Annotated in this window: 14 protein-coding genes; 7 read left to right on the forward strand and 7 right to left on the reverse strand. The window is 30.4% G+C overall.

Annotated features, from left to right (window positions below; genetic code table 11):
- Window positions 1-81 precede the first annotated feature (81 nt).
- The 3 genes from KFE69_00545 to KFE69_00555 are packed head-to-tail and all read left to right on the forward strand — an operon-like array spanning window position 82 to window position 9167.
- Window positions 82-1338 (forward strand): ATP-grasp domain-containing protein, encoded by a 1257-nt coding sequence (locus tag KFE69_00545; GenBank protein ID UTW42668.1) that lies wholly within the window; start codon window positions 82-84, stop codon window positions 1336-1338.
- Between the two features lie 20 nt (window positions 1339-1358).
- Window positions 1359-2966, forward strand: coding sequence for an FAD-binding oxidoreductase (locus tag KFE69_00550; GenBank protein UTW42669.1), 1608 nt, complete (start codon window positions 1359-1361; stop codon window positions 2964-2966).
- Between the two features lie 9 nt (window positions 2967-2975).
- Window positions 2976-9167 carry an AMP-binding protein gene (locus tag KFE69_00555; GenBank protein ID UTW42670.1) on the forward strand — a complete coding sequence of 2064 codons (6192 nt, stop codon included), beginning with the start codon at window positions 2976-2978 and terminating at the stop codon, window positions 9165-9167.
- 163 nt (window positions 9168-9330) lie between these two features.
- On the opposite strand, the gene KFE69_00560 is transcribed toward KFE69_00555, so the two are convergent.
- A complete protein-coding gene (locus tag KFE69_00560; protein UTW42671.1) occupies window positions 9331-9732 on the reverse strand; it encodes a hypothetical protein in 402 nt (133 codons plus the stop codon).
- Window positions 9733-10125: 393 nt separating this feature from the next.
- On the opposite strand from KFE69_00560, the gene KFE69_00565 reads away from it, so the two are divergent.
- Window positions 10126-10425 carry a helix-turn-helix domain-containing protein gene (locus tag KFE69_00565; protein UTW42672.1) on the forward strand — a complete coding sequence of 100 codons (300 nt, stop codon included), beginning with the start codon at window positions 10126-10128 and terminating at the stop codon, window positions 10423-10425.
- 390 nt (window positions 10426-10815) lie between these two features.
- Here KFE69_00565 and KFE69_00570 read toward each other — a convergent pair whose 3' ends face one another.
- Window positions 10816-11019 (reverse strand): cold shock domain-containing protein, encoded by a 204-nt coding sequence (locus KFE69_00570; protein UTW42673.1) that lies wholly within the window; start codon window positions 11017-11019, stop codon window positions 10816-10818.
- Window positions 11020-11159: 140 nt separating this feature from the next.
- Window positions 11160-11513, reverse strand: coding sequence for a hypothetical protein (locus KFE69_00575; protein ID UTW42674.1), 354 nt, complete (start codon window positions 11511-11513; stop codon window positions 11160-11162).
- A 583-nt stretch (window positions 11514-12096) separates the two neighbouring features.
- Between KFE69_00575 and KFE69_00580 the strand changes: the two genes are divergently transcribed.
- Both KFE69_00580 and KFE69_00585 read left to right on the forward strand, forming a co-directional pair.
- Window positions 12097-13194: a fatty acid desaturase gene (locus KFE69_00580; GenBank protein UTW42675.1), complete on the forward strand. Its 1098-nt coding sequence runs from the start codon at window positions 12097-12099 to the stop codon at window positions 13192-13194.
- A gap of 181 nt (window positions 13195-13375) precedes the next feature.
- A complete protein-coding gene (locus tag KFE69_00585) occupies window positions 13376-14677 on the forward strand; it encodes an MFS transporter (GenBank protein ID UTW42676.1) in 1302 nt (433 codons plus the stop codon).
- Here KFE69_00585 and KFE69_00590 read toward each other — a convergent pair.
- Window positions 14674-15159 (reverse strand): MarR family transcriptional regulator, encoded by a 486-nt coding sequence (locus tag KFE69_00590; GenBank protein ID UTW42677.1) that lies wholly within the window; start codon window positions 15157-15159, stop codon window positions 14674-14676. The two genes, KFE69_00585 and KFE69_00590, sit on opposite strands and share 4 nt — an antisense overlap.
- A 210-nt stretch (window positions 15160-15369) precedes the next feature.
- Between KFE69_00590 and KFE69_00595 the strand changes: the two genes are divergently transcribed.
- A complete protein-coding gene (locus KFE69_00595) occupies window positions 15370-16533 on the forward strand; it encodes a tetracycline destructase (GenBank protein ID UTW42678.1) in 1164 nt (387 codons plus the stop codon).
- Between the two features lie 203 nt (window positions 16534-16736).
- Here the strand turns inward: KFE69_00595 and KFE69_00600 are convergent, their stop codons facing one another.
- The 3 genes from KFE69_00600 to KFE69_00610 all read right to left on the reverse strand — a co-directional run bounded on the left by KFE69_00600 (window position 16737) and on the right by KFE69_00610 (window position 21638).
- Complete coding sequence (locus KFE69_00600) at window positions 16737-17114, reverse strand: VOC family protein (GenBank protein UTW42679.1); 378 nt, start codon at window positions 17112-17114, stop codon at window positions 16737-16739.
- A gap of 78 nt (window positions 17115-17192) precedes the next feature.
- Window positions 17193-18479, reverse strand: coding sequence for an MFS transporter (locus KFE69_00605; GenBank protein ID UTW42680.1), 1287 nt, complete (start codon window positions 18477-18479; stop codon window positions 17193-17195).
- A gap of 54 nt (window positions 18480-18533) precedes the next feature.
- Window positions 18534-21638 (reverse strand): efflux RND transporter permease subunit, encoded by a 3105-nt coding sequence (locus KFE69_00610; protein ID UTW42681.1) that lies wholly within the window; start codon window positions 21636-21638, stop codon window positions 18534-18536.

A 21638-nucleotide genomic window follows, 5' to 3' on the forward strand; every position in this document is an offset into this window, starting at 1 on the left:
TTAAAGCCACAATGCTACTATATGATTGCTAAATTTTGTACTATATTTTAAGAAATAGTACTTTAAATAGATATTGAATATATGAAAAAGAAAGAAGTCATAATAATTATAGATGGGTTTTCTACAGGTGAAGATCTAGTAAAAGTTATATCGTCTTTAGTTAAGATAGAATTCATTCATATTATTACTCCTAGTTGTAGTTATAATTTAAAACAAAAATTAATAGATATACATGTAAATAAAGATGAATTTATTGATGAATTAGTTTATGACAATAATTTTCAATGTTTAATGGAAAAATTATCAAAATATGACATTAAGAATGTTGTGTGTGGCTTAGAAGGTCAAGGGGTAACATTAGCTGAAGAAATATTAGAAAGCTTAGGAATGAATAAAAATAATTATACTAAGTTACAGAGTAGGCGAAATAAACATGAAATGAATCTCGAGCTTAAAAGAGCTGGCTTATCAACAATTCGTGAAAAAATAATATTAAAGGATACATCTATTGACCAAGCAATCAATGAAATTGGTAATAAATACCCAATGGTTCTAAAGCCAATCAATAGTGGAGGTAGTGATGGTTTTCATTTATGTATAAGTGAACCAGAAGTTTATAATAGTGCAGAAATATTGTTTAATAAAAAAAATACATTTGGTGAAGAAAATACTTCATTGCTTTTACAGGAATATTTAAGTGGTAAAGAATATTGTATTAATACAGTTTCAAATGGCGAGTTTAGAGTAGTTACAGATATTTGGTGCTATGATAATTTTTTTACAGATGATGGCAGACGGTTATGTTATTCATCAACTTTGGTAGACCACAAGAAAAAACAGGATTTAATTGACTATACATACCAGTGCTTAGATGCTTTAGGGTGCTATTATGGAGCCTGCCACACCGAACTTATGCAGCAGAATGACAGAATCGTAATGATAGAGTCTGCAAATCGCTTAATGGGCGGAATTCCTAGTATATTATTAAGAGAGTGCCTATCAACAACTCAATTAGATGCTTTTTGTCAAATGATTGTTGATCCAAAGTGCTTATTAGACCTTTCGATAGGAATTAAAAAGTTTATTAAAATAGTTAATATTATTCATGATGAGAAGCCAGGAAATTTGGTTAGCATAGAAAAATTAGATTTATTCAAGTCCTTAAAGTCATTTAGAAACCTTAAGATAAATGTATCTATTGGACAGAAAATTGAAACTACTAGCAGCATTCATAACTGTATTGGTCATGTGCTTTTAACGCATGAAAGCTTGACTCAGCTAGATTTAGATGAATGCTATATACGTCAAAATCAGAGTCAGATATTTAAAATAGTGTAATGAATAAAGGTGGGTTGATGATGGACAATATATCTCAAGCGATAGTTAAGTGGCAAGAAATCCTTGGTGAGAACAAAGTTATTATAGATAAAGATCAATTAATAAAGAATTCTGTTACTACCACAGGTGTAAAAAAACATCCAATTTGTAGGTTGGAGCCAGACACTTCTGAGGAAGTTAGTAAAATACTCGAAATAGCCAATGAGTTTCATGTGACTGTTTATCCATATAGTCGAGGAAATAATCATGGCTATAACTCATCGTGCTCTTACTCTGATAAATCTGTATTAATTAATCTTAGCGATATGAAACGTATTATTTCTTATGATAACTATTTTGGGTATATAGAAATTGAACCAGGGGTTACGTTTAAACAATTATATGAATATGTTGCGAACCACATGCCTGATCGAATGATATCTGGCTTTGGTGGGAGTATGTCAGCAAGTATTATTGGTAATGCGCTAGATCGAGGTGTTGGTAAAGGAGTATATGGTAATAGAGAAAAATCTTCCATTATTACAGAAGTTATAACTGCACAAGGAGCAGTTTTAAATTTAAAAGATAAATTGGGTTTGGATGATATAACAGGCGTATTTAGTCACGCAACTGTAGGTCCAAGTTTAAATGAGTTATTTTATCAATCTAACTACGGTGTTGTAACTAAAATGATTGTATATCTCGAGTCTATTCCAGAGTATATGACGGTTCTAGCTTTTTCAGTGCCAAAGGATGATATGTTACCAAAAATAGTTGAAAAACTTAATTTGCTTAATAAGCTAAAAGTTATTGAGCCAGTTTATTCACTATATAATGACGAACGTTTAGCAGTAGGCTCAGGCCTTGGGAAAAAAAGTGAATATATTGATCAGGGATATACAACCAAAGCAGCAATTAAAGATATAATTGATAAACTTTCTGAAAGATATAAGCGTAAATTATCACGGTGGAATTCGTCCTTCGCTATTCACTGCAGTTGTAAGGAAGAATCTGACTTAAGGATAGCTCAGATTCAGAATATATTGGGTGATACTATTGATGGATTCAGTTATTCATCCATCACAAAATCACAAGCTAAAGAAATTATACAAAACTCTCTTTCCTATGCAGATAGTAACCCTCCTGAGAGTGAATTTAAATTCCTATTTAATTTAGGTTTTACAAATGATTATGATCAACAAACATTGTATTGGAAAAGTAAAGCTAGCATGACCTCAGAGTCAGTTGCAGTGATTGACGGTAGTGGGTTAATCTTTTTTGTTCCTAAAATTCCATTTAAGCCTGAAAACATAAAAGAATCTTTAGAAATAGTAAAAACCATATCAGATAAATATGATTATGAAGTGCCTGTTACATATCAATTTAAAAGCCAATATTTTTGCTACTTAGTATTACCAGTTTTATTTGACAAGAATAACCAAAACGATGTAGATAAGGCTTATAAGTATTATATTGAGTTATTTAATTCATTTAAGGATAAAGGCTATATTCCATATAGAGTGCCTGATATTTCTATGAGAGATATGTTTAGTAAAGATACTAACTACAATGATTTAACTCACAAGATTAAAACTATATTTGATCCAAATAATATCATTGATCCTATTAAATATATGTATCATAAATAGGAGAAATTTATGTTACATGTCATTGAGCACTTTAAAATTAATGTGCAAAAACAACCGTCAGCACCTGCACTATTAATAGATGAATCATCTTTTTCTTATGCTGAATTAGATTATCAATCGGCTAAATTTGCTGAAAGTTTAATAAATAGAGGCTTACAAAAAGGTGATGTAGTGGCTATTCATGGCATGAATGAGCCTTGGATTGTATTTATTATATTTGCAGTTTGGAAAGCTAGGGGAGTTATTTGTTTAATCGATACTTCACTTCCTCAAGAAAGAAAAGAAGTTATGGTAAGTGAAGCAAATGTGAAGTTTATAGTTGAAAATGATCATTGTTTACTTACAAAACATGATGTAATAAGGGTAAATGATTTAAAGCTATTATCTAATTTAAAGCATCATAAAGCAGATCACGCTAAGCATGTTTTTGAATATGATTTAAATGATAATGCGTATATATTTTTTACATCAGGTAGTACCGGTAAACCCAAAGGAATCTTAGCAAAACATTTGGGTCTTGCGCATTTTTTAAACTGGCAAAAAGATGAGTTTCAGCTTTCAGAAGAAGATAGTTGTTACCAAATAACAAAAATTTCATTTGATGTAATTTTAAGATCAGTTTTTACGCCATTAATTAGTGGAGCATCTGTTGTATTTCCCAATGCACAATTAGCAATTACTGATGTCAAAATTATAGAAGAAATGTCTTTAAAAAAAGTTACATTTTTTCACTGTGTTCCTACTTTATTTGATATATGGTTATCTCAACTTAATAGCTCAGTTAATATGCCTGAATTGAAATACATATTTTTTGCAGGAGAAAAGCTATCTGAAGAGTTAATAGTAAAATCACGTAAAAAGATTTTTCATAATGCTGAATATGTTAATTTGTACGGTCCTTCAGAGACTGTGTTGGCAAAATTTTACTATCGTTTTACAAATATTATTGAAAATAGAGATATTCCAGTTGGTCAAGGTATACCTGAAACAGAAGTTTATATTCTAGATAGTAAAAAGAATATATGTGATGTTAATCAAACTGGTGAAGTAGTCATTGTAACACCTTATAAAAGTGAAGGGTATATCTCTAAACAGCTAGCATTTAAGAACTTACCAAAAGTGTTAAATAGCAAACATAAGCAAGGATATTATACAGGTGACTTAGGTTTTATCGATTCAAGTGGTTTATTACATATTTCGGGTAGAATAAATGATGAGATAAAGGTAAACGGTGTAAAAGTAAATTTACTAGAAGTTGAAAATATCATTTCATCTTCTGAGCATGTTAGTAGGGCAATTTGTTATTATAATGATTCTTTAAAAGCTCTTGAAGTATATCTAATGCTAGAAGGTAACTTTAGCAGAAAGAAGATAGAATCAATCTATCAATATATGGAAAACTTTCTTTTAGTTGAGATGATGCCAAGTAAAATTTATCGTGTTAAGGAGTTTATTTATACAGGCAGTGGTAAAATTGATCGCAAGCGTACAGCAAGCCTTTCTAAAAAAACTGAAATAACGCTACTGGATGATAATTTTCAAGATTTTAGTGCAACTGATCAATTAATATTTAACCTCATTGAAAGTGAGTTTAACATAACACCCGGGTATGATGTGAGTCTATTTCGTTATGGTATTAATTCTTTAAAGCTAACTTTATTATTAGCAAAATTATCTCAAAGACTAGCTATTAATATTAAGCTTAGTGATTTTAGTGTACCTACTCTAGCTAACATTAGTAAAATAGTTGATCGTTATTTACTTAATCAAAAAGAGTCTATACAAGATAACTTAAGAACCGTTCAAACTACTAATCATCTTAGATTAAGCCCACCACAACAATCAATTTACAACTTCCAGCAGTTATTTCCAGATTCTGCCGCATATAATTTGGTTTATGCTTTTGAGTTTGATGAATATTTTGATAGTAAAATTTATACTCAATTTATTAGCTATATTTGTTATAAATATCCAATCTTACTATCAACGATTCATACTGTTGAAAATGATTATGTTTTTTCATTTAGAAATAATAATGTAGAGTCACAGATTGAAATAAAGGATATGGTTAACTCTAATAAAATTGATGCGTATTTATTGGAATTAACAGCGGAACCTATTAGCAAAAAAGGTTTTCTATTTAAATGTTATATTATTCCTACTGAAGATAAAACATATGTTGTTAATTTATTTGATCATGTTGTCGTTGATGGTTATTCAACAACACTTTTTATCAATGAAATGACTAAGTATCATAATAAATGTTATAAAGATGAGAGGCCTAAGAGAGGGTTTATTGAAACATCTCGCTCCTTCAAATATAGAAAGCATTCTTATGATAGATTTTGGCGATATTATTTACTTGGTTATCAAAAAACATTAGTTTTAGGGGACAAAAATCAAATAGTAAGTAATCTTGGAAAAACTAAATGGTTTCATATTGAAAAACACAAGCATTTAAAGGTTAAGGAAATTTTACCAGAAGATATAACTGAATTTAGTTTTTATTTTTCTGTTTTTGCTATTTTAATATCCAGACTGACAAGCCAGGACATTGTAAATATTGCAGTTCCATTCAGCCATAGAGGACTTTATGTCGATGATGCAATAAATTGCTATGTTGGCGCATTACCACTTATTGTAAATGCCAGAGAACATTTAAATATATTAACGTTTTCTAAAAGAGTATTAAAAATAATTAAGTTAATTAACCAGAATTTAGATGAATCAATAGCTTCTTTAATGAAAAAGAATGGCATAAAAATTGATCATGCGCGCTCGAATAATATTTTTGATGTTTATTTTTCATATGATGATGTGTTCCATAAAGAGGTGTCATTTCTAAAAAGTTCAGGGAAACGCCATCATATCAGTCAACCAGAGTATAAATACCCTTTATCATTTATGATTAATAAATCTGATTTAAATGAGCTTCATATTGAAATCGAGTATAGTTCAGAAACATATTCAGAAAGTTTGATAGATCAGATATTTAGTGGTTATATGGGTTTAATTGATCAGGTTCTTCTAAAACCAAATGAATTAATTAACTCAATTTCTTTATCATCAAATGAAGTATTAAAAAAATATAAGCGCATAACTAGTATTACATCATTATCTCATAGCAATATTATTGAAAGTATTTTGAAAGTCGATGAAAGCGTATTCAACAGAATAGCAATTAAAGATATTAACGGCTATGAATACACCTATACTCAATTACTCTCTTATGCATATAGGATATCAGAAATGTTATCTTCAAGCGTACAGGAAGTCGTTGCAATAAAGCTTAATAAATCATTTGATCAAATTGCTTGTTTACTAGCTAGTTTTATGAGTAACAATATTTATTTACCACTTGCTGTTGATATACCAAAGATACGAATGTCTTATATTTTAGATGATTCAGATGTTAGATTTTTAGTTGAGTATGATGAAAAAGGTACATTAATTCTTAGAGATTTAAAAAATGAAAAATCAGCATTAATATCTAATAAAAATTTATCAGGGATAAAGTATTTAGAAAGCATTAAATTTAACAAAGATATAATCAGTAAGCCAGCATATATTCTATATACATCAGGGACAACAGGAAAGCCTAAAGCAGTAATACAAACACATAGAACATTAGTAAACTTGATAGATTTTCAAAAAAAGCAATTACATGATTTAGAGTTTCCAATTGTCACACAAATCGCATCATTATCATTTGATGTTAGTTTACAAGAAATTTCTTATGCTTTGGCTTCTGGAGGTAAATTAATATTATGTGATAAGGATACAAAATTAAATCCAAATAAGATATGGAGTTTATTTGATACTGAAAAAGTTGAAGTCACTTTTATTCCGCCAGCTATATTACAGTTACTTGCTGAAGAGAGCATAAATAATAAGGCAATTAATTATGGTCTTTATAATTTAAAGTATATTATTTGTGCTGGTGAGCAATTGAAAATTTCAGATGCTATTAGAACTATGCTTAAAAATGCATTTCGACATGCTTCTCCTAAATTATATAATCATTATGGTCCAACTGAAACGCATGTAGTTACAAGTTTTGGTATTGAAACGACTGAAACCTTACTAGAGGATTTCCCTTCAATAGGTAAACCAATTCAGAATGTACAGTGTTATATACTCAATAAGTATAAAGATTTAATGCCATATGGGATGAGAGGAAATTTGTATATAGGTGGAGATACACTGGCGTTAGGCTACTTAAACCGAGTGAAAGAAACAAAAGAAAAATTTATTAATACCCGTTATGGTAGGTTATATGATACTGGAGATATCACATACTACTTTTCTGATAATTTATATTTTGAGGGTCGTTCAGACCATCAAATTAGCATTAATGGCTACAGAATCGAGCCTAAAGAAATTGAATCGGCGATTATGGCATCGAAGTTAGCTATTGAACAATGTTTAGTTGTTAAAGTTAATATTAATGATCAAAACCAACTATGCTGTTACTATAAATCAAAAGAAAAAATTGATCCAAATCTAATTATTACTCATTGCCAGAGTTTATTGCTAGATTATATGATCCCAGTTTTCTACGTTCAAGTATCGAAATTTCCATTAACTGCAAATGGTAAAATAGATATTAAATCCTTATCCAAACCTAAGCTAAATACTAATAAAAAATCTAAAGCTCTTCGATCTGCTAAAGTTGATAGTATTCAAAAACAGATAATTACAGTATTACAAGAATATTGTGACTATCCAGTTTCAATTACTGATAATATTTTGCAAATTGGGATTAGCTCGCTTAATTTAGTTAGGGTATTATCTAAATTAGCTAAATTATTTAAAGTTGAAATATTTTTTAGAGATTTGGTTCAGAACCCAACTATATTTTTACTTGATACATGGATAAAAAGGCAAATAAATAAAAACTTAATATCATCTGGCGGCGGTATTAACGAACAAATTCGTAGAAGTAAGATATCTTATCAGCAAAAAAGGATTATTGAAGATATTAAAAATGGTCAAAACCCAATTGCTAATAATTTATCATTGGTTATACGGTTTAATGATAAAATCGATCTAAGTAAATTATCTCATAGCATTAATTTAATAGTAAACCGACATGATATTTTTAAACTTTCAATGAAACAAACATATAATAATGAAAATTTAGTTAAAGGGTATACATTATTCTCAGAAGCACTTCTCGTACAAGAAGTGACAGTTGATATTTTGGCTTATATTGATCAATTGATACATTATAATTTTTATCCATATAAAAATGGTTTTGGCCAGTTTCATTTATTAAGATCATTACAGAATAATCATATATATTTTGTTATGGTCATCCATCACTTAATTTTTGATGGTATTTCATTAGGACATTTCATTGATGAGTTATTAGATACTTATTTGGATAATACAAAGCAAGGTATTCCTAGGAAAGAATTATCATATTTAGCGTATATTCAGCAAGTATCTCAAGATTATTACTATGAAAATCTAGATTATATTAAAAATTGTATTAAAAATATTAATTCATTAATTTGTGTAAAAACAAAACCTAAATCAGATAACTTTTATAAAAATTATAAATCAAACTGTTGGTTTGAAATTGATAAATCATTAGGAAATGGTTTAAATAAAGTAGCAAAAGCAGTAAACATTTCTTTGTATAGTGTATTTGTTTATATTTACGGTTTATTTATCTACTTTAATAAATCAGATAAAAATAATTCTACATTACTAATTGGCACAACGACCTCAGGAAGAGAGTCAAATAATACTCAATCTATGATGGGTTTATTTTCGCAGAGAATACTAATTGATATTAGTGAAATTGAAGAACAAACTAATTTAACTGAAAAGTTGATATATATACAGTCTAAAGTTAATGTAGCTTTGTCAAATCAATTACTTTCGATGAATGAAGTTCCAAGCTGTAAACGTTTTTTACATAATAAAAATATTTTAACTCCTCAGTTTAATATTGTTTTTCAGAACTTTGCATCTCAAAATAAAAAATTATCTCAACTTAAAGCTGAAATAATTAAGTTAGAAAATAGATATTATTCTCTCGATGAAATGGATATCACACTAGTTATTTATCAGCATGCAGTGAATTTTTTTGAAGTTGAGATCGTTTATAATAAAAATTTTTATAATACAGATTTTATTAATAGTCTGAAGCATTTTTTTATAGAGCAGGCGACAAATATTGCTATGCATTAATAATTTATTTTAGAATAAGCAAAAAAATTAATGTGGGGTAACTATGGGGTAACAAAAAATTATTAAAATATAAATTGATTATAAATTATATAGTTATAATTCAATTGGAATCCCTCTTCCTCCGCCATTTTAGTGTTTTTTAAAGTCTCAAATCATTCCAAAATTAGTTAGAAGACAGTGTTTTTAAAGTGACATTACCCCCTTCTTCAATAAAGCGACTAACTGCCTTATCAGGCTTTCCTCTAATGATTAATACTTTATCACCTAATGAACTAGTATCAAGCAGTTGCCCTGTAACATACTTATGTACAAGTGATCTTAGAAATGGTTGATAATCTAAGCCTTCTAGTTCTGCAATTTTTTTCAATAGAAGTACATCATCTGCATAAGCTTTAAAGTTTACTGATGCAGTCTGCTTTTTATGACTAAGTGCAGCAGATTGTAATTTTTTAATTTCTTCATCTTTATTTTTAGTTACATGGTATTCGCCTTGCTCAAGCAAATCTATTAACTCTTTTTCCTCTTGATCAAGAGGTTTAAATATATCTTTTTTTTGTTTAGTCATTTTATTTCACCTCTTTAACTTTTGTTTTGTAAGTTTTCTTGTTGGAAAAATGGTTTTCAAAAAAATATGCTGTTTATCTTCAACATAGGGTACGGCATAGATGTAGTCATCAAAATTTATTATAGGTTACTTTGTTTATAAGTATACTTAATATGTAGCTAATAGCAATATAATAGCTACAATAATGCTGAAATTAAATTTAATTTTCAGAAAGTTAATAATGACTCCCTAAATTTTTGGAGTACTAAATTAGTTTTGCTCCATTGGAGCTAAATCTCTATTGGTAAGGATTTGAGCGTTATTAATGCCCAAGATGACTAGAGATAAATTGAAGTTTTGTATTTTCAATTATATACTACATAGTAGCATAGTAATTATCTTTTAGATAAAATCATGAGTGCTAGAAATACAATAAATGAGTTTGCCAATGATCTTTATGATAGTGGCATGATTGATAAAAAAACATTACGTGATCTGTCAGATCATGCATTACCAGATCTATATGAATTTACTGGTGATGAAATTAAGGCTTTAAGAGAAAGAGAAAAAGTAAGCCAAGCTGTATTTGCAAAGTATCTTAATATAAGTGCAGGTATGGTTAGAAGCTTAGAGCAAGGTAGTCGCCATGCTAAAGGTGCTATTTTAAAATTACTGAATATAGTTAAGCAAAATGGAATTAAAGCATTAGGTTAAAAAGGTACTTTCAACCCAAAACTTGGTGGGGGTGATTCACCCGCCGAAAGCTTATTCTGCGTTACAAAAAAATTGATTTCGTTTCGCTTTTTTATTCTAAAAGGATGAGTCCATAAATAGCCATTAAAGAATATGAGTGATCATAACGTCTTAAAATTTTAGCTGTAATATGGTTAAAAAAACGAAATGGTTTAAGTGGTGATTAAATTAAGTTTCAATCTAAAGATTTGCTAATTTTGATCTATTAAAAATTATTGTTAGCAAGACTTACTATTATGGAATTTTATAGATGTTTAATTCAAAATTTAAATTTTATTTAAAACAAATAATTCTCTTTTTATTTAGATAAAGGGAAGTAGTAACTCAAATTAGAGATTACTAACTCCTATTTTAGATTGCAGTAACATTAACTGCTTGGTCGCCTTTAGGTGTTTCTTGTATCTGAAACTCGACGTGCTGCTCTTCAGATAAAGTATCAGCACCATTGATGCCTCTAACATGAACAAAAATATCTTTTTTGCCATCATTACGTTTGATAAAACCAAAGCCTTTTTGATCGTTGAAAAATTTAACGATTCCTGTATATGTATTCATTATTGTATATTCTCTTTAATTGTTTAATTTACTTAATTTGCGTTGTGTATAAATTTGAAAAAATAGAAGTTCTAAATTTTAGATAAAAAAATAAACAAAGCTCGCACATCCTAGCACACATTTTTAGATTAAGATATAATTTAGTTGCGATTAAGTTTGACGCCATGAATGGGAAATGTACCATTAGCTAGCTCAGAAGAGTAGAAAGACATTAATTTATTAATGTTTGGTTTGTATTTTTTTCCCCATAATTTTTTTAATCTAAATATGGCTTTTTCATTAATATAAATACCACCTTTATTATCAACTAAAAACATAGCAACATCACTATTATTTGTTGTTATTGCATAGACAAAATCATCTTTATCATCATTCATCTCTTCGATTGTATCTTCAATATGCTCTTTTAGCTCAAATTCATATAATTCTTTTGACATAGGCTTATTTTTAAAGAATGTACTGCGTAAAATTTCTTCAAAGTTTTTTTTACTCATATTTATGAAAACTCCTAGTTTTATTGCTGCTTTAGGGTATGAACGTTACTTGGTAAAGTTCATTAGCTGCTAATGGCATTAAAGTTAAAATTTGAATATTCTAGTGATTACTTATTTTAAGATACCAGCATGCTCATCTATCTTTAAAACTTTAAAAGCCTTTATTTAAGTTACAAATAATGCTGAACTTGGATCTAAGATAAATAGAGAATAACCTATATATTTTGAGAAACTAATAAAGCGGAGATAGTGTATCATCATTTTCTTAAAATTACATCAAAGACGTCTTTAATCTACAGAAAGTGTTAATATATAGGTGCAAAATTGCTATCATTTACCAACTAAATATCTTATGATGGGATTTTCCTAGTTTGTTTCAATGGTTAACTTCTAAATTCTAGAATGCCAAAAGTAAGACATGATTAGGCATTTATTAATAGAAACTTAAGGAGCCAACTAGTGAATAATCCTAGATTTTATATTGATAACTTATTGTTAATATAACAAAAAGTAGATCGTAAATTTTTATTTTAAGTAAGCCTAAACCAAAATATATTAATTTATATTTCTTTTGGATATCAAAATGAAAGTAATCAATGCTAGTTGCTGGAAAGGTCTAATAAGGCCTTATACCCAAAAATCTAATTATATTGCAAGTAGACAAGTAATTAATACACTTTTGCCTTTATTTCTTCTCTGGGCGATTTATTTTACGTTTTATAATGTTTCTATTTTAGTGTTATTTATTTGTCTCATTTTAAGTTCTACATTATTGCTTAGATGTTTTGTATTGATGCATGACTGTGGCCACAACAGCTTATTTAAATCAAAGCGTCTTAACAATATATTCGGCTTTATCTTTGGCGTTATTACGGGTATGCCACAATATGTTTGGTCAGCTAATCATGCCTTTCATCATAAAACAAATGGTGATTGGGATAGTTATCGTGGACCATTAAATATAATAACAACAGATGAATTTACAGAACTAAGTTATTCTAAGCGTATCAAATATATTTTTTTACGTAATCCCTTACTGTTTCCAATTGGAGGTTTTATCTATCTTATTTTTAATCCACGCTATAACTGGATTAAAGATTCTATTTTAATGCTAGTGTATGTAACTAAATATAAAGCAAAGAAGAATAATACGCTTAGTGTACAAGCTTTACTTAAACAGTTTCCATCACGCTCTTGGAGAAATCTGAATGAGTATAAGCATCAATCACTGAATAATATCTTGTTAATTTCAATTTGGATTATTCTTTCTATTTATTTTGGAGCATACCATTTTTTTGTACTATATATTGCGAGCGCTTCAATAGGTGGTGGGATGGGTATTCTTTTGTTTACAGTACAACATAATTTTGAACATGCCTATGCATCAGATAAAGAGAATTGGGATTATTATAAAGGAGCGTTAGAAGGCTCTAGTTTTCTTATATTTCCGCCTATATTAAATTGGATTACAGCTGATATTGCTTATCACCATATACATCACTTATCTGCAAGTATTCCTAATTATCAGTTAGCTAAATGCCATAATGATCATGCTAGTTATTTTCAAGAGGTAAAGAAAATTCACTTAAATGAAATACTATACTCTTTAAAATATATTCTTTGGGATAAAAATAAACAAATACTGATATCTGTCAAAGAGTATAAAAATATTCACGAATAGTAGGATTCTAGCGTTCTTAATTTCATTGCCTTTAATAGTATTTGCATTAAAAAATATTCGTACACAAATTAAATTACATGGATTATAATTGATTGTATCTTGTACAGTTGGTTGATAATATATCTGAAATTTAGTAGTATAGCTATTGTATTGTCAATAAAGGATATTAAATATCAGAAAAATGAAAAATAATATATTTCGTTCACTAAGAAATTCTTTAGGGAATATTATCGAATGGTATGACTTTTCACTCTATGGATATTTTGCCGCAGTAATTGCTGTTGAATTCTTCCCGTCAGACAATCATTTTATAGCCTTATTAGCAACGTTTGCAGCTTTTGGTATAGGTTTTCTTGCACGGCCTTTAGGTGCTATTGTTTTTGGTGCATTAGGAGATAAAAGGGGGCGCTATTATGCTATGAATTTATCTATTCTATTAATGGCAATCCCTACAACCTTAATGGCTATTTTACCAGGCTATAATACGATAGGTATTTTAGCGCCTATTTTATTAGTTCTAATTAGAATAATACAAGGCATATCAGCAGGCGGACAGTTTGGAAATTTATTAACGATTACATCAGAAGATAGTCAAACTAGATATACAGGTTTTAGTGCTGGGATTGCCTACTCATCATCAGTTATTGGTTTTTTAATCGCGGCAGGTGTTAGTTATTTGGTTATGACCTTAACGCCAGAGAGTTGGCATAATATTGCATGGCGTTTGCCATTTGCATTGAGTCTATTATTATTATTTACGCAATTAAAATTAAGAAATAATCATGATAATGAATCTGTGGAACAACAAACAATGCAAACAGACTCAGCTACGGTAGAACCATCTAAACCACTTTCAAAATTAATTGAACTTTATCCAAGATGTTTATTCTACATTATCCTATTATCGACAGTAACTTCATTTTTGTACTACTTGGTACTAACTTATATGATTACCTATATGACCGATTATCTAAATTTGAGTTTAAGCCAAGCGTTAGGTGTTAATGTTATTAGTATTGTATTATTATGCTTGTTGGTTCCAGTCTTTGGTATTGTCTCGGATATATTCGGTAGAAAACGTTTTCTAATTATTGCATTTTTGATCACTTTATTAGTGGAGGCACCTTTAATCTCTCTATTACAACCAGTCAGCTATGCTTCAATTATACTTGCCAGTATTGGATTTGCTGTAATTACTGCTTTAATACAAGGTGCAGCAACCCCTCTATATAGTGAAATTTTTCCAAGATATATCAGAGCATCTGGTTGTTCAATTGGTTTTGGAATAGGAACTTCAATTGCTGGATTTTCGCCAATGATTGCTACTGGGCTAACAGGCTTCTTTAGTCCTGCATCTAGTTTGTATATTTTATTTTTTATGATTGCTTTTGTGGGGTTGGCAGTCGCCATTTTAATACCACACAAAAAGTTAGAAGTTAGACGCTTACAGAATTTAAATACAGAAATGCTTAAGGCAGCTTAATTTAGTTCATCAGAGTAAAGCAATGGTGAGAAGTTTTCATTTTCATTTAAATCAATTAAAGTAGCGACTCTTTCTAAAGAAGATAGAATCATAAGTTGTTCCCACTTTTTTAGATTATCAAATTTTGAAATAAACTGTTCATGCATCAGTGTTGGTGATTGGTTGAATAAGTCGCGACCACTATCTGTTGGTATGATGAATACTTTACGTTTATCTTTGTCTAGGCGAACACGTTCTAAGAGATTCCTTTTTTCTAGTCGGTCAATAATTGGTGTAATGGTAGCTGGAGATAAGGTAATTAATTTAGCAATATCACTGGCAGTTAGCTTTTCTTTACTTTGGCAAATAAATTTTAAAATTAATAATTGTGGTACTGTTAAGCCATATTTTTTAATTAAATCACGAGACCTTTGATCGACTGATCGTATAATTTTACGTAATAGAATTAATACTTGATCACATAGATCATTATTTTCATTCAACAATGCTTAGAACCTCTAGTCTCAAATAATAGTAAATAAGATAGCTATTCTAACTTAATTTATTGTATTCAAACAAAAGAATTTTAAATAATTGAGCTTTGTATCTTCCGCCATTTTAGTTTTTTTGTTTGAATACAAGATATCCTTTCTAAAAAGGGATATTTTGTGTATATTCAAACCATTATTGTAATTATCTATTAAAGGCTAAGTATGAGTCACAACCACAAAATACTCGTTATAGGTGCTGGCATAGCCGGGCCTGCGATTTGCTATTGGCTAAAAAAGTATGGTTTTAACCCAACTCTAATAGAAAGAAGTAAACAATTAAGAACGGGTGGATACGACATAGATATTCGTGGTATTGCAATAGATATTGTCAAAAAAATGGATATATATGACAGTATACGTGCAAAACGCACATCGCTACTATCAACACGTTATGTGAGTGCTGATGGTCAAACGCTATCAGAGGAATACAATGAAGAAGGAAGTTTTAAAGAAGGCGATGAAGTCGAAATTGTTCGTGGTGACTTAGTTAGTATTTTATTAGAAGCCATCCCTGATGTGCCTTGCTATTTTGATCAAGAAATAACAAGCCTTATACAAAAAGAGCAGTTTGTCGAAGTAACTTTTAAGAATGGTCATATTGAGCACTATGATTTGGTGATGGCAGCCGATGGATTACACTCATCAACTAGAAAGATGACCTTTTCAGACGAAGAATATCAGTTTTTTAATCTAGGCTATTACATCAGCGTTTTTAGTATACCTAATTATTTAGATATCAATAGAGCTCAAGTTATATTCACAAAAGATCAAAAATCAATCAGCATGAATAGCGATAAAGACCCCGATAGAGCATTTACATGCGTTGCGTTTCGATCCAAGAAAGTACTAAGTGGTGTAACTAATGAAAGAGAACAAAAAGAGTGTCTTAGAGACTTGTTCTACGATATGGGGTGGGAGTCGAATAAGATAATCGATCTTATGAATGACAGTGATGATTTCTATTTTGACGTTATGGCTCAGATAAAAATGGACTCATGGACTAAAGGTCGCATCGCACTATTGGGTGATGCTGGCTATTGTGCTTCGCCATTATCTGGTATGGGTATTAATATATCTCTTGTCGGGGCTTATATTTTAGCAGGTGAGCTAAAATCTGCAGAAGGTGATTATGCTATGGCCTTTAGTCGTTATAATAAAATAATGCGCCCATTTGTTGATGCTAATCAAAACATAGCCCCTTGGATGGGAGAGTGTTTTCTGACAGAAGATGAAGTTTCAACAGAGGTAATTGAGCAACGCTCAAGTGATATTTTGGAAAAAATCAGAACGGCAGCGAATGCCATTTCATTACCCGATTATGTATAACAAGTGTGAGTTTACAAATAATTACATAACTGGTAAGTATTTATTACCGTGCTTTATTTGATCTTTACATACCCATTGAGGCTGCAAAACAAGGCAATGAAAAGGCACAAGAAAAGCTAGATAAATTAAAAGATAAAGATAATTAAAAGACAAGTGTACCAACTTCAAAAGAAGATAAATAAAATAAAGTAACTTACATATATTTAATCTAAAGGGCATACGCGAATTATATTTCCATCTGGATCTTTAACTAGAAATGTTCGACCAAATACTTCAGTTATAGGGTTTTGTATAATTTTAATATCAGGGTCACTTTTCCATTGTAGAAAAAGATGATCTACTGCTTCATTGGAAGATAACATAATGCCAATTTCTGAAAATCTAGGCGTTGAAGGATCAGGTGTTGTGCCGCCTGACCAAAGTGCAAATAATGCTTCTCTACCAGCAGAAAATGCAACGTATCTAGGACTTGTAAAAACAGGTTCTATATTAAATATTTTTTTATAAAATTCAGTCGATCGATTAATATCTGATACGTAGATAAGCTGTAGATTTGCGCAATATGATTTTAATTGTTGCATGTTTGTTCTTCCTAAATTTTATTTTTATATCAAATAGGCTAGAGTCTATTTAAATAACAGGTTAGTCAATTTAATTGCTTAATTTTGCTTATTAAGTTTAATTAAAATAACACTAATTAAACTTAATATAGCAAGTATAATCATATAGATTGATAATATCATTGGGTTATTTGTAATTTTAATAAGATAAGTGCTTAATAGTGGTGCTGTGCCACCAAAAAAGGAAAAGCCAATATTATAAATAATTGCAATGGCACTAAATCGAATGTTTGTTGGGAACATTTCAGCTAAAAAAGTACCATAACAAGCAATAATAATGGCAAAGAATAAACTTAAAATAAGCATTGCAATAAGGACATAGCCTATCGATTGTGTTAATAAAATAACATATAAGGGATAGAGTGTTATTGCCATAAGTAAAATACCTGTAATGAGTAAATATTTACGTCCTATGACATCCGAATAAAAACCAAAAATGATAATAAAACATGCAAAAATAAGTAAACTTAAAGCAATCATCATTTGAATATGCATGGAACTAATCATATAAGTTCTAAAGTTTGTTAGATAAATTGGCATATAAACAAAAAGTAATAACATTGTCACAGAAATAAAAGCGATCATGATAATGCCTTTAATGATTTGAAAAGCATGATGTTGTAATAAGTGAATTAAGGGTATATTTGCAAATTTAATTTTATATTCAGTCTTAATAAAAGCTTTTGATTCAATTAAATTCTTGCGCAGATAACCGCCAACAATTCCTAAAAGTGAACCAAAGATAAAAGGTATGCGCCAGCCCCACTGGTTAAATACATCATTGGAAAGTAAAAAATGCAGTAATATGATAATACCTTGGGCAATAAAGGTGGATAATGCACTGGCTGCAAATAAAAAGGAGATATAACGACCACGATGTTTGGCATTAACAAGCTCAAATACATAGGTAATCATCCCCGGTGTTTCACCACCAATTGCAAGACCTTGGATGATACGTAATATAATAAGCATAATCGGTGCTAGTATGCCAATGCTTGTATAGGTAGGTAAAAAGGCAATTAGTAATGAGGGAATAGCCATTAACATAATGGTTAAGTAAAAGATTTTTTTGCGTCCATATAAATCACCAAAATGACTGAAAATAATACCACCAATTGGTCGTGCAAGATAACCAACACTAAAAACGCCAAATGTGGCTAATAGCGAATTAATATGATTCGTAGCTGGAAAAAATAAAGGTGCAATAACATTGGCTAAATAAACAAAAATAATAAAATCATAAAATTCAAGCGCACTGCCTAAAGATGTCATGATGACAAACTTATTATTACTAATTGTTCTTGTAGGATGTGTGCTATTGTTCATAATTTAAATCCGCTTTAAAGAGTATTCATATTTTAAGTACTTTATCTAAACTAATTATTTTGCATAATGATACGATTTTAATAGAAAGATACAGGGTAAAAGTAGTAATGCCAATACAGTTGCACTAATCATGCCTCCAACCATTGGTGTTGCAATTTTTTGCATCACTTCAGCGCCTGTGCCAGATGCATACATAATCGGAATTAAACCAGCAATGATTGCAGAGACTGTCATCATAACCGGTCTGATTCTTAGTAGTGAACCATCAATAACAGCTTGTTTAATTTCTTTTTTAGTAGGTGATTTGTTGTGACCTAATAATGTGTTAAGTGACTGGTTCATATAAATTAACATTAAAACGCCAATTTCTACGGCAACACCTGCTAAAGCAATAAAACCAACGCCAACTGCAACTGATAAATTATAATTAAGCCAATAAATAAGCCAGATGCCACCGATAATTGCAAGCGGTAAGGTTAAAATAATAATGAAAACTTCAGTGATTTTTCTAAAACTAAAATAAAGTAAGACTAAAATAATGCCTAAAGTAATTGGAATGACTTTTAATAATTGTTGGTTTGCCCGTTGCATGTATTCATATTGCCCTGAGAAACTGATTGAATAACCTGTAGGTAAGATTAAATCTTTATTGAGTAATGATTGAGCATGGGTGATGTAGCTGCCAATATCTCCTTTAATATCAACTAAAACCCAGCCCGTTAAACGACCATTTTCACTTTTAATGACAGCTGGCCCATCATCAATATAGATGGTTGCAACATCTGATAATGGAATATGCGCACCTGTTGGTGTTACCATGGGCAAGGATTTAAGTTTTTCTAAGGAATTTCTATCATATTGGGGGTATCTTAAGTTAATGGGGTAGCGCTCTAAGCCTTCAATACTTTCGCTGATATTCATACCACCGACTGCAAGTGATATAACAGACTGTATATCTTTAATTGATAAGCCAAAATTGGCAGCCTTTTTGCGATGAATATCAATATTGATATAGCGACCGCCTTCAGAGCGATCAGCATAGGTAGATAATGTATTGGGTAGTGTGTTTAAAGTAGTTGCAATTGATTGGCCTATGGTTTGAATTTCAGATAAATCTGATCCAGATATTTTAATTCCAATGGGTGTTTTAATACCGGTTGCTAGCATATCAATTCTAGTACGAATGGGCATTACCCAAGCATTGGTAACACCTGGAATTTGAACCGTTTTATCTAATTGTTGTTTGATTTTTTCAAATGTCATCCCTTTTCGCCACTGAGACTGTGGTTTAAATTGTATGATAGTCTCTATCATAGTTAACGGTGCTGGATCTGTTGCTGTTTGTGCGCGACCAATTTTACCAAAAACAGTTTTAACCTCTGGAATGCTTTTAATAAGCTTATTAGTTTGTTGGAGTACTTGTTGTGCTTTACCAATCGACACACCAGGTAAGAGAGTTGGCATATACATGAGATCTCCCTCATTCATATCTGGCATAAATTCATACCCTGTATGCTTTAATGGGTATAAGCTGATTAAAACGATAAGAATACAAAGTACAATTGTGATTTTAGGGAATTTAAGTACCAGATTTAAAATAGGTCGATAGAGTGTAATTAAAATGCGATTAATTGGGTTTTTATCTTCTTTAATAATTTTGCCACGGATTAAATAGCCCATTAATACAGGCACTAAAGTAATCGATAAACCAGCTGTTGCAGCCATTGCATAGGTTTTGGTAGATGCCAAAGGTGAGAATAATTTACCTTCTTGTGCTTGTAATGCAAATACAGGTAAGAAGCTTAGGGTAATAATTAATAAAGAGAAGAAAATTGGTGGTCCTACTTCGCTTGTTGCTTTGGCAATAATTTGCCATCGATTTTCATTGGTAATGGTATTTTTTTCAAAATGCTTATGAACATTTTCAATCATTACAATAGCTGCATCAACCATAGCACCAATGGCAATAGCAATACCACCTAAAGACATAATATTCGCGTTAATGCCTTGAATACGCATAATAATTAAGGCACATAAAATACCGACAGGTAAACTGATGAGAATGACTAAAGAAGAGCGGATGTGAAATAAAAAGATTAAACAGACAATTAAAACAATAATTAATTCTTCGATGAGTTTATCATTTAAAGTATCAATAGCATTATTAATTAGAGTTGAGCGATCATAAGTCTCAACAATTTTTACACCTGCTGGTAAGCTTTTTTCTAATATATTTAATGTCTTTTTTACAAGCGCAATGGTTTTAAGTGCATTTGCGCCATCTCGCATCACAATAATACCACCGACACTATCACCTTGACCATTTAAGTCAGCAACACCACGACGCATTTCAGGGCCTGTGTTAATTGTTGCAATATTCTTTAATAAAACGGCTGTACCATTTTGCATCACACCAATGGGAATATTCTCGATACTTTTAATGCTTTTGATATAACCGTTGGTTCTAACCATATATTCAGCTTCTGCCATTTCAATGACAGAGCCACCGACTTCAGAGTTAGCATCAAGAATTGCTTGTTTAATTTTAGCTAAGGTTAAATTATAAGCGCGTATTGCATTTGGATGTAATGTGATTTGATATTGTTTAACCATACCACCAACAGTTGCAACTTCTGAAACACCATCAACTGCTTGTAGTTCATATTTTAAAAACCAATTTTGTAAGCTAGTTAATTGGGATAAATCATATTGATGTGTTGGATCAATTAATGCATATTGATAAATCCATCCAACACCTGTTGCATCAGGTCCAAGTGAGCTTTTGGCGTTTTTTGGTAAGTCGGATGCACTTTGGCTTAATGTTTCTAATACACGTGAACGCGCCCAATAAGGATCAGTTCCTTCTTTAAAAATAATATAGATATAAGAGTCACCAAAAAATGAATAGCCTCGAACACTGACTGCACCTGGTGTTGCTAACAATGCAGTAGATAATGGATAAGTGACTTGATCTTCGATCACTTGAGGGGCTTGGCCTGGATAGGTGGTTTTAACAATCACTTGTACATCAGATAAATCAGGTATTGCATCGATCGGTGTTGTATGAATGGCATAGATTCCACCAATGATAAGTGCAATGGTTATCAGTATAATGAGTAATCTATTTTTAATAGACCAATAAATGGTTTGTTTAATCAT

Source organism: bacterium SCSIO 12844, from assembly GCA_024397935.1.
Taxonomy (GTDB): Bacteria; Pseudomonadota; Gammaproteobacteria; order Francisellales; family Francisellaceae; genus M0027.

Bases quoted from the DNA above. Each gene is read 5' to 3' on its own strand.
- KFE69_00550 (UTW42669.1), top strand. From the start codon at position 1,359: ATGGACAATATATCTCAAGCGATAGTTAAGTGGCAAGAAATCCTTGGT.
- KFE69_00570 (UTW42673.1), bottom strand. From the start codon at position 11,019: ATGAATACATATACAGGAATCGTTAAATTTTTCAACGATCAAAAAGGC.
- KFE69_00575 (UTW42674.1), bottom strand. From the start codon at position 11,513: ATGAGTAAAAAAAACTTTGAAGAAATTTTACGCAGTACATTCTTTAAA.
- KFE69_00610 (UTW42681.1), bottom strand. From the start codon at position 21,638: ATGATTAAACAAACCATTTATTGGTCTATTAAAAATAGATTACTCATT.
- KFE69_00595 (UTW42678.1), top strand. From the start codon at position 15,370: ATGAGTCACAACCACAAAATACTCGTTATAGGTGCTGGCATAGCCGGG.
- KFE69_00560 (UTW42671.1), bottom strand. From the start codon at position 9,732: ATGACTAAACAAAAAAAAGATATATTTAAACCTCTTGATCAAGAGGAA.
- KFE69_00600 (UTW42679.1), bottom strand. From the start codon at position 17,114: ATGCAACAATTAAAATCATATTGCGCAAATCTACAGCTTATCTACGTA.
- KFE69_00555 (UTW42670.1), top strand. From the start codon at position 2,976: ATGTTACATGTCATTGAGCACTTTAAAATTAATGTGCAAAAACAACCG.
- KFE69_00565 (UTW42672.1), top strand. From the start codon at position 10,126: ATGAGTGCTAGAAATACAATAAATGAGTTTGCCAATGATCTTTATGAT.
- KFE69_00545 (UTW42668.1), top strand. From the start codon at position 82: ATGAAAAAGAAAGAAGTCATAATAATTATAGATGGGTTTTCTACAGGT.
- KFE69_00580 (UTW42675.1), top strand. From the start codon at position 12,097: ATGAAAGTAATCAATGCTAGTTGCTGGAAAGGTCTAATAAGGCCTTAT.
- KFE69_00605 (UTW42680.1), bottom strand. From the start codon at position 18,479: ATGAACAATAGCACACATCCTACAAGAACAATTAGTAATAATAAGTTT.
- KFE69_00585 (UTW42676.1), top strand. From the start codon at position 13,376: ATGAAAAATAATATATTTCGTTCACTAAGAAATTCTTTAGGGAATATT.